The sequence below is a fragment of the Microbacterium sp. LWH3-1.2 genome, from assembly GCF_040675855.1.
GTDB lineage: Bacteria > Actinomycetota > Actinomycetes > Actinomycetales > Microbacteriaceae > Microbacterium.
Genome location: NZ_JBEGIK010000001.1, coordinates 3,583,384 through 3,596,031, shown reverse-complemented (window position 1 = coordinate 3,596,031; position 12,648 = coordinate 3,583,384). Strand labels below are relative to the sequence as shown.

The following is a 12,648-nucleotide window of genomic DNA, read 5'->3' as shown; positions in this document are numbered from 1 at the left end:
GTCTCACAGCGCCCGCACCGGGAACTGGCGTGTATGGTTTGCGTCGAAGAAAGGACGCCCCCGTTGGCAGAAGGCAAGAAGCTCGTCATCGTCGAGTCACCGACGAAGATGAAGTCGATCCAGGGGTACCTCGGCGATGGCTACGAGGTGCTCAGCTCGGTCGGGCACATCCGCGACCTGGCGGACAAGCGCGACATCCCGGCCGACAAGAAGCAGGCCTATGGGAAGTACTCCATCGACATCGACAACGGCTTCGATCCCTACTACGTCGAGAGCGAGCGCGGGAAGAAGACGGTCGCCGAGCTCAAGCGCGCGCTGAAGGGGGCGGACGAGCTCCTGCTCGCCACCGATGAAGACCGCGAGGGTGAAGCCATCGCGTGGCACCTCCTGCAGACGCTCAAGCCCAAGGTCCCCGTCAAGCGCATGGTGTTCCACGAGATCACCAAGGATGCGATCCAGGCCGCCGTCGGCAACACGCGCGAGCTCGACCTCGCGCTCGTCGACGCGCAGGAGACCCGCCGCATCCTCGACCGGCTGTACGGCTGGGACGTCAGCCCGGTGCTCTGGTACAAGGTGCAGCAGGGAACGTCGGCCGGCCGCGTGCAGTCGGCGGCGACGCGGCTCGTGGTCGACCGCGAGCGCGAGCGCATGGCGTTCGTGTCGGCCTCGTACTGGGACATCGAGGCGCTCGCCGCGCCGAACCGCCCGCAGGGGAGGGACGAGTCGTTCTCGACCCGCCTCGCACGCGTCGACGGTGCGGTGCTCGCCCGCGGCACCGACTTCGACGATCGCGGTGAGCTGAAGAAGGCCGTGCTGGTCCTCGACGAGGCCCAGGTGCGCGAACTCGCCGCCGCCATCGAGGCCGCGGCCGAGGCATCCGTCACCGCCCTCGAGTCGAAGCCGGGAACCCGCAGCCCCAAGCCCCCGTTCACGACCTCGACCCTCCAGCAGGAGGCCGGTCGCAAGCTCTCGATGAGCGCCAAGCACGCCATGGGCGTCGCGCAGCGTCTCTATGAGAAGGGGTACATCACTTATATGCGCACCGACTCGACCGCGCTGTCGACGCAGGCCGTGCGGGCCGCGCGCGAGCAGGCCGTCGCGATGTACGGCGACAAGTCGGTGCCGCCGAACCCGCGGAGCTACCGCAACAACAGCAAGAACGCGCAGGAGGCGCACGAGGCCATCCGGCCGTCGGGTGAGACGTTCCGCACGCCGTCGGAGGTGTCGGGGCAGCTCGACCGCGACGAGCTGCGCCTGTACGACCTCATCTGGAAGCGCACGATGGCCAGCCAGATGTCCGACGCGAAGTACGAGACCACAACCGTGACCCTCGAGGTCTCGGCGGCCGGTCGTCGCGCCGAGTTCACGGCATCCGGAACCGTCTACACGTTCAAAGGATTCCTGGAGGCGTACGAGGAAGGCCGCGACGAGAAGCGCGGCGACAGCGACAAGGCCGACGACCAGTCGCTCCCCGCGATGGCCGTCGGCGACGTGCTGCGCCTGCGCGACGTCGAGCCGAAGGGCCACGCGACGAGCCCCAAGCCGCGATACACCGAGGCGAGCCTCGTCAAGGCGCTCGAGGAGAAGGGCATCGGCCGCCCCTCGACGTTCGCGAGCATCATCGACGTCATCCTCAACCGCGGCTATGTGACCAAGCGGGGCCAGGCGCTCATCCCGAGCTGGCTCGCGTTCAGCGTGGTGCGCCTGCTGGAACAGCACTTCGCCGACCTCGTCGACTACGACTTCACGGCGGCACTCGAGGACGACCTCGACGCGATCGCCCGCGGCGAGCAGAAGCGTCAGGACTGGCTGCAGGAGTTCTACTTCGGCTCCACTGACCACGTGGGCCTCCGCAACATCGTGGACAACCTCGGCGAGATCGACGCTCGCGCCCTCAACTCGACACCGATCGGGGACCTCGCGACGCTGCGGTTCGGCAAGTACGGCCCGTATCTCGAGGTGCCCGACAAGGAGAAGCCGGACGCTGAGCCCCGGCGCGTCAACATCCCCGAGGACCTCGCGCCCGACGAGCTGACTCCGGCGCGTGCGAAGGAGCTCATCGACGCCCCGGTCGCGGGCGACCGCGTGTTGGGCGAGAACCCCGCCAACGGCAAGCTCGTCGTGGTGAAGGACGGCCGCTTCGGTCCCTACGTGCAGGAGGCCGACCCGCCCGCCGAGGAGAACGTGGACGAGGAGACCGGCGAGGTCGTCCCGGTCGAGCCGGAACCCGCGCCGAAGAAGCGCGGCGCGAAGAAGGAGGCCGCGCCGAAGCCGCGCACAGCGTCGCTCTTCAAGTCGATGTCGGTCGACACGATCGACCTGGACACCGCGCTGAAGCTGCTCGACCTGCCGCGCACGGTCGGCATCGACCCTGAGACGGAAGCCCCGATCACCGCTCAGAACGGCCGGTACGGCCCGTACCTGAAGAAGGGCACCGACTCCCGTACGTTGCAGAACGAGCAGCAGATCTTCGACATCACGCTCGAAGAGGCGCTGGCGGTGTACGCGCAGCCGAAGTACGGCGCACGGGGCGCTTCATCTGCGCTCAAGGAGTTCGAAGCCGACCCCACGAGCGGCAAGCCGATCAAGCTGAAGGACGGCCGCTTCGGCCCGTACGTCACCGACGGCGAGACCAACGCGACGATCCCGCGCGGCGAGGACGCGATGGAGGTCACGTTCGAGCGCGCGGTACAGCTGCTCGCCGACAAACGCGCGAAAGGCCCGGCCAAGCGCCCGGCGCGCCGCACGACGACGACGCGCAAGCCCGCGGCGAAGAAGTGACAGGCCCCGGCGACACCGCGAGGGGGCTGTTCGTCACGTTCGAGGGCGGCGACGGTGTCGGCAAGACGACGCAGGCTGCGCTCCTCGACGCCTGGCTGACGGATGCCGGACGCACCGTCGTGCGCACGCGCGAGCCCGGCGGCACCGAAGTCGGCGTGCTCATCCGCGACATCGTCCTGCATCATCGCGGCGAGGTCGCCCCGCGGGCCGAGGCCCTCCTGTACGCCGCCGACCGGGCGCACCACGTCGAGACGCTCGTTCGCCCCGCCCTGGCGCGCGGCGAGGTCGTGATCCAGGATCGCTACCTCGACTCTTCCGTCGCGTATCAGGGCGCCGGGCGCGTCCTCGGGCGCGACGAGGTGCGCGAACTGTCGCTGTGGGCGACGGGGGGACTCCTCCCCGATGTGACGGTGCTCCTCGACCTCGACCCCGCATCGGCCCGCGAGCGTCTCGACGCCGACGACAAGCCGTTCGACCGTCTCGAGGCCGAGAAGGAGCACTTCCACGCCCGGGTGCGGGAGGAGTTCCTGGCGCTCGCCGCCGCCGAGCCCGGGCGCTTCCTCGTCCTCGACGCGGCGTTGCCGCCCGCCGATCTCGCCGCGGCCGTGCGGGCGCGTGTGGAGCGGCTGCTCGCATGAAGCGAACGCTCGGCGTACGCACAGCGGGTGTCCGGCGCCACGGTTAGGCTGGTCGGCATGGAGCCGGTCGCCGCTGTCGCTGGGGCGTCTCCCGTGACGGACGACAAGGCATTCCCCTGGGGCGACGTGTGGGGACAGCCCGACGCCGTGGCCGCGCTCACGCAAGCAGCATCCGATCCCGCGTCGATGACCCATGCGTGGCTCATCACCGGCCCTCCCGGCTCCGGTCGGTCCACGCTCGCCCACGCCTTCGCGGCAGCTCTCATCGCCGAGCCCGGTGACGAGCGCACGATGCACCAGGTGCTCGCCGGCACCCACCCCGACCTGACGGCGCTGCGCACCGAGGGCGTCATCATCTCCATCAAGGACGCCCGCGCCCTCGTCGAGCGGTCGTATTTCGCGCCGTCGCTCGGGCGCTACCGCGTCATCGTCATGGAAGACGCCGACCGCATGGCCGAGCGCACGTCGAACGTGCTGCTGAAGGCGCTCGAAGAGCCGCCCGAGCGCACCGTCTGGGTGCTGTGCGCGCCGAGTGAGGCCGACCTCCTGCCGACGATCCGTTCTCGCGTGCGCACGCTGCGCCTTCGCGAGCCCGACGTCGCCGACGTCGCCGAGCTCATCGTGCGGCGAAGCGGCGTCGATCCGGCGATCGCCGAGCAGTCCGCTCGCCACGCGCAGCGCCACATCGGCATGGCGCAGCGGCTCGCGACGGATGCTGCGGCCCGCGCACGTCGCGACGCCACGCTGCGCGGCGTGCTCGCGGTACGCGGCGTGGGCGACGCGGTGGAGGTCGCCGGCGCGATCGTCGCCGCCGCCACCGACGACGCGAAGGCGCTCACCGCGGAGCGCGACGAAGCGGAGCGCGCCGGTCTCCTGCGCACGCTCGGCATCGCCGAGGGCGGCGCGATCCCGCCCGCCGTGCGCTCGCAGCTCTCGGCCCTCGAGGACGAGCAGAAGCGTCGCGCCACGCGCAGCCTGCGCGACGGCATCGACCGCGTGCTCACCGACCTCGAGTCGATGTTCCGCGACGTGCTGCTGCTGCAGTTCGGCCGCGACACCGACCTCATCAATCGCGAGCTCGAGCCCGACCTGCGCGCCCTCGCGGCCGCGTGGACGCCCGAGCGCACGCTGACGGTCGTCGACCGCATCGGCGTCACGCGCGAGAACCTCGAATTGAACGCCGCGCCCGCTCTGGCGCTCGAGAGCATGCTCGTCACCGTCGCGAGCGGAAGGATCCCGTGAACCCGACCCGCCCCCGCCGACGGAGTCGCGCGGCAGCCGTCGTCGCAGGCCTCGTCGCCGCATCCGTCATCCTCAGCGGCTGCCTGTCGGCGATGATCCCGGACGCGTCGCCCCGGCCGTCCTCGAGCAAGGCGGCGGATACGGACGGCGTCGCCGAGAACCTGCTGCCGTACTACGAGCAGAAGCTCGACTGGTCGGGCTGCAACGAGACCTTCGACTGCACGACGGTGACGGCGCCGCTGGACTGGGCCGACCCGACGAAGGGCGACATCGAGCTGTCCGTCATCCGCAGCCGCGCCGAGGGCACCGACGATCCCCTCGGATCTCTGCTGACCAACCCGGGCGGTCCGGGCGCGAGCGGTGTGGCGCTGATCCGAGACTCGGTCTCGTTCGCGGTGAGCGAGCCGGTGCGTCAACAGTTCGATGTCATCGGCTTCGATCCGCGCGGTGTCGGTGAGTCGACCTCGGTGACGTGCTACGACGCGGCCGACATGGACGCCTACCTCTACGACATTCCCGCGAACGCTCGGGGAACCGATGCGTGGACGGACGAGCTCCTCGAACGACACAGGGAGTTCGGCGAAGCCTGCGGCGAGAACAGCGACGGCATCCTTCCGTACATCACGACAGAGAACGCCGCCCGCGACATGGACCTGTTGCGTGCGGTGCTCGGCGACACCGAGCTGAACTACCTCGGCTACTCGTACGGCACGTTCCTCGGCGCGACCTACGCGAAACTGTTCCCCCAGAAGGTGGGACGACTCGTGCTCGACGGTGCGATCGACCCGTCCGTCTCCGGGCTGGATGTCGGGATCACCCAGGGCGTCGGCTTCGAGTCGGCACTGCGCGCGTACATGGCTGACTGCCTGACCGACGACGAGTGCCCCTTCCGCGGCACTGTCGATGAGGCGATGGCCGACCTGGGTGCACTTCTGGCCAGCGTCGACCGCGACCCCATCCCGAACGCGGACGGCCGCACGCTGGGCGCGGACTCTCTGATGACCGCCATCGTCGCCGCCCTCTACTCGCAGGACAGCTGGAGCTACCTCACGACGGCGCTCGCCGACGTCCTGCAGGGCAACGCCGAGATCGCCTTCCAGCTCGCCGACTTCTACAACAACCGCCAGGACGGCATCTACCTCGACAACCAGACCGAGGCGTTCCGCGCCTACAACTGCATGGACTACCCGGTCGATGCGACCGAACAGGAGCAGGCAGACGCGACGGCTCTCCTCGAGGCGGAGGCCCCGACCGTGGCCCCCTACTGGCAGGGCCCCGATCCGTGCGAGGTCTGGCCCCACCCGCCCACCGGCGTGCGCGCGCGCATCACCGCCGACGGCGCAGCGCCCATCGTCGTCGTGGGTACGACGAACGACCCGGCCACACCGTACGAGTGGTCGGTGTCGCTGGCCGAGCAGCTCTCCTCCGGCGTGCTGGTGACGCGGGTCGGCGAGGGTCACACCGGTTACAACAAGGGCAACGCGTGCGTCGACTCCGCCGTCGAGACCTATCTGCTCGACGGCACGCCCCCGCAGGACGGCCTCCGCTGCGAGTGACCCGCGACATGAGGAGAGCGGATGCCTCGGCCCGTGGGAGCTCTTCGACGCGCGCAGGTCTCGGCCCGCGGACGACGCGCGACCTCGAGCGGGTACGCGATGTTCTTCGCGATCGTCGGGGAGTCGACGAGGCCGAAACGGCTGGAAGATCATGCCGATGTCGCCGAGCAGTTCGCGCTAGCGCAGGTGCGTGATGTCGCGGCCGTCGATCTCGACGGGGCCTCGGCCGCCGTGGTTCGCGAGCACCGCCGTGACCCTGTAAGATCGTTGCTTGTGCGTCGCGCAAGCGAGGCCGGCCACCTTAGCTCAGTCGGCAGAGCGAATCACTCGTAATGATTAGGTCAAGGGTTCGATTCCCTTAGGTGGCTCAGAACCGGAACGGCCGCGGACAGCGGCCGTTTTCCGTATCCGAAGGACGGTGATGCGGTGTCTCAGGCGATCGACGCCCTCGCCGAGATCTTCTCGTGGATCGGATTCGGTGTGGGGGCCCTCCTCGCGGGGATCGCGCTCATCATGTACCTCTTCGACGGCACCTGGCTGCCGGTGCGCGCGGTCGTCGAGAGCGGCCCGAACGGCCGGCTCGTCCGCTGGTTCGACGAGGACGGCGGCGTCGGCGAAGCGCACCTCACCCACGAGCAGGATCACCACATCGGCGACGCGGACATGGCCGACATCTTCGTGCGCCGCGGATCGCGGAATCGGATGCGGCTGACCCAGGGCTCCCCGGCGGTGCGCGCCGTCGCCCGCCTGGCGATCGGGATGCTCGCGCTCGGCGTGGTGGCGCTCGTCACGTCGCTCGTGATGCTGTTCGTGCGCGGCTGATCCGCTGACTCGCTGGCGGGGCCTTCGGCTTTATGCGAGGGCCAGCATGCCGCCGGCGACCAGGGCGAGGCCGAGGCCCACCCACTGCACCGCCGCGACCCGCTCCCGCAGCACGATCGCCGCGAGCAGGATCGTGCCGGCGGGGTAGAGCGCGGTGAGCGCCGACACCACGGCCAGGTCGCCCGTCCGCAGCGCGAAGAGGGCGAGGGCGTTGGCGGCGGCATCCGCGATCCCGCACGCGATCGCCAGCCACCAGGCCTGACGAGTCGTCGCGATGACGCGCCCGACCCCCGTCGTGGCATGCTCGAGGTCGGCGTGCCCGCTGGGTGCGGCGCCGAGCGGGAGTCCTGCGACTTCGAGCACCGACCGCGCGCGATCGCCGCGCCGGAGGGCCGCGAAGGCCAGCACGCCCACGATGGCGAGCGTCACGACACCGCTGGTCGCGCGGCTCGTCACCAGCGGCACGAGGCCGCTGGCGGCGGAGGTCCGATCGAGCACGATGAGGAACGCGCCGATCGCAAGGCCCGCCCCGACGGCCATCGCGAGGCCTTGGGTGCTCGGCCGGACGATCCTCTCGCCGGGGATGAAGCCCACGAGCACGACAGCGACGAGCGCCACACCGAGTCCTGCGTAGCCGATCGGCGCCAGCGCATCGTTGTTCACAAGCAGCCCCCAGAGCATCGGTGCGATGGCCGACACGACGGCGGTCAGCGGCGACAGGATGCTCATCGGGCCGATCGCAAGGCACGCGTACAGCAACGCGATCGCGACCACGCTGAAGATGCCGCCGAGCACGCCCCACGCCACGTCGGACGCCGACCAGACGCCGCCGAAAAGCGGCTGAGTGACGAGCAGGGCACCGAGTCCCGAGACCGCGGCGACGGCCGTCACCACGATCGAGCGCAGGCGCCGGGCCGCGAGGCCGCCCAGGAAGTCCGCAGAGCCGTACACGATGGCGCCCACGAGGGCGATGGCGGCGGAGAGCATCGCGACCCAGCATAGGAGCGCCCAGAGAGACCTCGATCGCCAGGAATGAGCCCGAGTGGTCGCACGGCCCCAACTCGCTAGATAAGCTAGCGATATGACCTGGCCCCCTCATGCGAACCGTCGCCCTTCGGGATGGCTCCGGATCGGCATCCCCGCACTCCTCGTCCTCATCTGGCTCGCGGCCGGATCGATCGGCGGACCGTGCTTCGGCAAGGTCGACGAAGTGTCGAGCAATGACCGCTCCTCGTTCCTGCCGGAGAGCGCGGATGCGACGCAGGTGAACGAGAGGCTCGCGGAGTTCCTCGGCGGTGACAGCATCCCCGCGCTCGTCGTGGTCACAGGCGACGGCGAGCTCTCCGACGACGAGCTCGCCGATGTGCAGAACCTCGCCGACGACATCGTCGGCGTCGACGGCGTGCAGTCGGACGCGTCTCCGCCGATCCTGTCGGACGACGGCGAGGCCGTGCAGATCTTCGTGCCCATCGACGCGTCAGGCGAGGTGGGGCCGACCGTGGAGGAGATCCGCTCGCTCGTCGCCGAGGACCTCCCGTCCGATCTCGAGGGCTGGGTCACCGGCCCCGCCGGCTTCACCGCCGATCTCGTCGATGGCTTCCTCGGGATCGACGGGCTCCTCCTCGGCGTCGCGCTGCTCGCTGTGTTCCTGATCCTCGTGATCGTCTACCGCTCGCCGCTTCTGCCCGTCCTCGTGCTGCTGACGTCGATGTTCGCGCTGTGCGCCGCGCTTCTGACCGTGTGGTGGCTCGCGTATGCGGGGATCGTCGTGCTGAACGGCCAGGTGCAGGGCATCCTCTTCATCCTCGTGATCGGCGCGGCGACCGATTACGCCCTGTTGTACGTCGCCCGCTTCCGCGAATCCCTCGCGACGGGGATGAACAGATGGGATGCTGCGCTCTCGGCGTGGAGCGGAGCGTTCGAGCCGATCCTGGCCTCGGGCGGCACGGTGACCGCGGGCCTGATGTGCCTGCTGCTCTCGGACCTCGCGACCAACCGCGCCCTCGGTCCGATCGCCTCCATCGGGATCGTGTTCTCGATGCTGTCGGCCCTGACCTTCCTGCCGGCGCTCCTCGCGCTGTGCGGACGCGCGGCCTTCTGGCCCTTCATCCCGAAGGCGCCGATCGCGTTGTTCCCCGACGACCGCACTCAGCCGGTCAAGGGCCTCTGGCCACGGCAGGCCCGCTTCGTCGCGCGTCACGCGCGGATCGTGTGGATCGCCTGCACGATCGTGCTGCTCGCCGGTGCCGTGGGAATCACGCAGCTCGAGGCCGACGGCGTGCCGACGAGCGACCTCGTGCTCGGCTCCTCTGAAGCACGCGACGGCCAGGAGGTGCTCGCCGAGCATTTCCCGGCCGGCTCCGGATCGCCCGTGTATGTGATCGTGCCCGAGGAGGACATCGCCGACACGGTCGCCGTGCTCGACGAATCCGAAGGAGTGGAATCGGTTTCGGTCGCCTCCGAGGACTCTCCCACGGGGCAGGCGCGGGTCGGGATGGAGAACGGGGAGCCGGTGTTCACCGCGGTCGGGCCGCCCGGGACTCCGGCGCCCGAGCCGACGGTCGCCGAGGGCGACGTGCTCGTGATCGGGACGCTGACGGATGCTGCCGACTCCGTCGCCGCGGAAGACACCGTGCGCGAGCTCCGTGCCGACCTCGACGAGACGCTCGGTGCCGGAACCGTGCTCGTCGGTGGCGAGACCGCGACCGACATCGACACCAACGACACGTCGACGCGCGACCGCACGGTGATCATCCCCGTGATCCTCGCGGTGATCCTCGTGATCCTGATGCTGCTGCTGCGCTCGCTTCTGGCCCCGGTTCTGCTCATCGGCACGGTGATCCTGTCGTTCGCGACGGCGCTCGGGGTGAGCGCGCTCGTGTTCGACGAGGTGTTCGGCTTCCCCGGCGCGGATCCGGCGGTGCCCCTCTACGGCTTCGTGTTCCTCGTGGCGCTCGGCGTCGACTACAACATCTTCCTGATGTCGCGCGTGCGCGAGGAGTCGCTCGTCCATGGGACGAGGCCCGGCATCCTTCGCGGACTCGTCGCCACGGGCGGGGTGATCACGTCGGCTGGACTCGTGCTCGCGGCGACCTTCGCGGCGCTCGGCGTCATCCCGATCCTGTTCCTCGCGCAGATCGCGTTCATCGTCGCCTTCGGCGTGCTGCTCGACACGTTCATCGTGCGGTCTCTCCTGGTGCCGGCGCTCTCGTACGACATCGGCAAGGCGATCTGGTGGCCGTCGAAGCTCTGGCGGAAGGACATCGGTGCCGTGTCGGCGGTCAGCGACTCCGCTTCGTTCGAAGCACCCGGCCCGGATACGTGGCGCCCTGCCGAGCCAGGGGGAGCCGCGGCTCACGACGCACCGGTGCCGGCCGAGACCGACCCCCAGCTCGTCGCCGGCGACGGGCACCCTCTCACCCGCGAGGAGTACAGGCGTACCCTCGAACCATGAGCAAGGCGCTGTTCATCGTCGACGTCCAGAACGACTTCACCGAGGGCGGAGCGCTCGGCGTCGAGGGCGGCGACGCCGTCGCCCACCGCATCTCCGAGTTCCTCGTGACCCACGCCGAGGAGTACACCGTCATCGTGGCCTCGCGCGACTGGCACCACGGCGAGGGCGACAACGGCGGGCATTTCCACCCGGAGCCGGACTTCATCGACACCTGGCCGGTGCACTGCGTGAGCGGTACCGAGGGGGCGGAGTACGACCCCGGATTCGACACATCGGCGGTGACCCACCACGTCAAGAAGGGGCAGGGGAGGCCCGCCTACTCGCTGTTCGAGGGAACCACGGACGACGGCGTGACCGTGGCGCACCTGCTCGAGGAGCACGGGGTCGTGGATGTCGACATCGCCGGCATCGCGACCGATTACTGCGTCCGGGCGTCGGGCCTGGACGCGATCGAGCACGGCCGACACGTCCGCATCCTCACCGACCTGATCGCCGGCGTCGCGGCCGAATCCAGCGATGCGGCCCTGGCAGAGCTCGCGCACGCCGGAGCCGAGCTGCGGCCCTCGGGGCTCGAGGGCGGTGACTGAGCCCCGCGGGGCACCGACCGTCGAGGGCGTCCGCACACTCGAGAGCGCAGCATCCGTCGACGAAGCGGTCAAGATCCGGCGCCGCATGACCCACCAGCGCACCGAGGTGATCGGCGTGCGCACGGGCACCGTATTCGACATCGCGAAGGCAAACGAACGGATGCTGCTCAGCGAGGTCGACCGGCTGCTCGACTCGGACGCGTACGAGATGCGGATGGTGGCGGTGTCGATCCTCGACTTCCCAGGCCCGGACGAGGGGCGTCGACCGCGCCGCGCTGTACGAGCTGTGGATGCGGCGGCTCGACCGCATCGACACGTGGGACTACCCTCGGGCTCGTGACCGAGATCCGACCCCTCGCCCCTGCCGACCGCGACGCCTGGCTTGCGCTCTGGCACGGCTACGTCGAGTTCTACGAGTCCGAGGTCCCGGACGAGCAGACCGGACTCACGTGGAACCGCCTCCTCGACCCGCAGGTCCCGATCCACGGGGCGGTCGCGGTCGACGACACCGGCCGCGCGGTCGGCTTCGTGCACTGGCTGACGCACGCCGCCACGTGGTCCGCGACGCCCTATGTCTACCTCGAGGACCTCTTCGTGGCTCCCGGCGCCCGAGGCACCGGCGCGGGGCGCGCCCTCATCGCCCATGTGAGCGGCTGGGCGCGCGAGCACGACGCAGCGAAGGTGTACTGGCTCACGCAGGAGACGAACGCCACCGCGCGGGCGCTGTACGACCGGGTAGCGAACCACACCGGGTTCGTGCACTACGAGATCGGCCTCGGCTCGTGACCAACCGCGGCCGCCGCCGAGCGGAGCCTCGGCGGTCTCGTTCCACCTCGTGAAGACCGCCCCACAGCCGGCAGAGCATCGGAAGTCGCACCGTCCACACCGATCCGGGGGTGATGTCTCGGACCCTGGCGAAAGGTCAGCGGCGTGCACCAGAGGGCGCGGCGGGCCCTTTCCGGGTGTTGGCGCGGCCATCGGCCGAGGCGAGCGGTGTGGTGCCCCCACAGGGACTCGAACCCTGGACCCACGGATTAACCTGCTGCACTGGGCTTTCCCCAGCCACCGTCGCCGGCTTGCAGTCTGGACTATATCTTCACCTTCGGCCGGACCGGTCAGGTGCGCCGCGTGTAGTCTCTGAGGTTCCCTTGCGGTTACCTGCTGATTACCCAATCCCTCGGATTGTCACTGCCGTCTCCGGCGAGTACCTCGGGCTCTCAGGGCGTCCCAGCATATAGCGGCGGTCATCCGACGCATTTCTGCGCCGGCGCTCCATTTAATTGTCTTGAAGTCCGTTGCTCTAACCAACTGAGCTATAGGGGCGTGTCCAACCCTAGCAATCCCCGAGAGCAGCTCGGAGCGTCGGTGCCGAACTCCAGGATCATCTCCATCGAGGCTCGACGATCCTCGCGAGGAGGCCGAACGCCATGCTCACACGATGCGGGACGCGGGTTTCGGCTCACACGACTCGGCGAGTCAGATCGAAAGTCGGTTCCTGCCGACGGCCCGCAGGAGAGATCGCTGACGCGATCGTGACGCTCGAGCGCGGTGGGACGAACTGGCGTGCC

The 12,648-nt window shown here is 69.6% G+C and carries 10 protein-coding genes and 1 tRNA gene; 10 read left to right on the top strand and 1 reads right to left on the bottom strand.

The annotated features are described in order from the left end of the window. Positions 1-63: 63 nt before the first annotated feature. The 6 genes from topA to MRBLWH3_RS16760 all read left to right on the top strand — a co-directional run bounded on the left by topA (position 64) and on the right by MRBLWH3_RS16760 (position 7,039). On the top strand, positions 64-2,781 hold the full coding sequence (gene topA, locus MRBLWH3_RS16785) for a type I DNA topoisomerase (RefSeq protein WP_363434349.1): 2,718 nt from the start codon (positions 64-66) through the stop codon (positions 2,779-2,781). After that, positions 2,778-3,419, top strand: a complete 642-nt coding sequence (gene tmk / locus MRBLWH3_RS16780; RefSeq protein WP_363434346.1) for a dTMP kinase — start codon at positions 2,778-2,780, stop codon at positions 3,417-3,419. The genes topA and tmk overlap by 4 nt, the downstream gene beginning before the upstream one ends. A 57-nt stretch (positions 3,420-3,476) precedes the next feature. Next, on the top strand, positions 3,477-4,661 hold the full coding sequence (locus MRBLWH3_RS16775) for a DNA polymerase III subunit delta' (RefSeq protein WP_363434343.1): 1,185 nt from the start codon (positions 3,477-3,479) through the stop codon (positions 4,659-4,661). Further along, a complete protein-coding gene (locus MRBLWH3_RS16770) occupies positions 4,658-6,217 on the top strand; it encodes an alpha/beta hydrolase (RefSeq protein WP_363434340.1) in 1,560 nt (519 codons plus the stop codon). Before MRBLWH3_RS16775 ends, MRBLWH3_RS16770 begins: the two co-directional genes overlap by 4 nt. 295 nt (positions 6,218-6,512) lie before the next feature. Beyond that, positions 6,513-6,585: transfer RNA gene (locus MRBLWH3_RS16765), tRNA-Thr, on the top strand. A gap of 58 nt (positions 6,586-6,643) precedes the next feature. Continuing rightward, positions 6,644-7,039 carry a hypothetical protein gene (locus MRBLWH3_RS16760; RefSeq protein WP_363434337.1) on the top strand — a complete coding sequence of 132 codons (396 nt, stop codon included), beginning with the start codon at positions 6,644-6,646 and terminating at the stop codon, positions 7,037-7,039. Positions 7,040-7,069: 30 nt separating this feature from the next. Here the strand turns inward: MRBLWH3_RS16760 and MRBLWH3_RS16755 are convergent, their stop codons facing one another. Beyond that, positions 7,070-8,026, bottom strand: coding sequence for an EamA family transporter (locus MRBLWH3_RS16755; protein ID WP_363434334.1), 957 nt, complete (start codon positions 8,024-8,026; stop codon positions 7,070-7,072). Between the two features lie 94 nt (positions 8,027-8,120). On the opposite strand from MRBLWH3_RS16755, the gene MRBLWH3_RS16750 reads away from it, so the two are divergent. From MRBLWH3_RS16750 to MRBLWH3_RS16735, 4 genes are read left to right on the top strand one after another with little or no spacing between them, the layout of a single operon-like run. Beyond that, entirely contained in the window at positions 8,121-10,493 is a 2,373-nt protein-coding gene (locus tag MRBLWH3_RS16750) for an MMPL family transporter (RefSeq protein WP_363434331.1), read from the top strand. Then, positions 10,490-11,080: an isochorismatase family protein gene (locus tag MRBLWH3_RS16745; RefSeq protein ID WP_363434328.1), complete on the top strand. Its 591-nt coding sequence runs from the start codon at positions 10,490-10,492 to the stop codon at positions 11,078-11,080. Before MRBLWH3_RS16750 ends, MRBLWH3_RS16745 begins: the two co-directional genes overlap by 4 nt. Continuing rightward, positions 11,073-11,420 (top strand): DNA alkylation repair protein, encoded by a 348-nt coding sequence (locus MRBLWH3_RS16740; protein ID WP_363434325.1) that lies wholly within the window; start codon positions 11,073-11,075, stop codon positions 11,418-11,420. The genes MRBLWH3_RS16745 and MRBLWH3_RS16740 overlap by 8 nt, the downstream gene beginning before the upstream one ends. Then, complete coding sequence (locus MRBLWH3_RS16735; RefSeq protein ID WP_363434322.1) at positions 11,417-11,866, top strand: GNAT family N-acetyltransferase; 450 nt, start codon at positions 11,417-11,419, stop codon at positions 11,864-11,866. The genes MRBLWH3_RS16740 and MRBLWH3_RS16735 overlap by 4 nt, the downstream gene beginning before the upstream one ends. Positions 11,867-12,648: the final 782 nt, after the last annotated feature.

Excerpts from the sequence above, each read along its gene's own strand:
- MRBLWH3_RS16775 (WP_363434343.1), top strand. The coding sequence starts at position 3,477 with ATGGAGCCGGTCGCCGCTGTCGCTGGGGCGTCTCCCGTGACGGACGAC.
- MRBLWH3_RS16755 (WP_363434334.1), bottom strand. The coding sequence starts at position 8,026 with ATGCTCTCCGCCGCCATCGCCCTCGTGGGCGCCATCGTGTACGGCTCT.
- MRBLWH3_RS16750 (WP_363434331.1), top strand. The coding sequence starts at position 8,121 with ATGACCTGGCCCCCTCATGCGAACCGTCGCCCTTCGGGATGGCTCCGG.
- MRBLWH3_RS16745 (WP_363434328.1), top strand. The coding sequence starts at position 10,490 with ATGAGCAAGGCGCTGTTCATCGTCGACGTCCAGAACGACTTCACCGAG.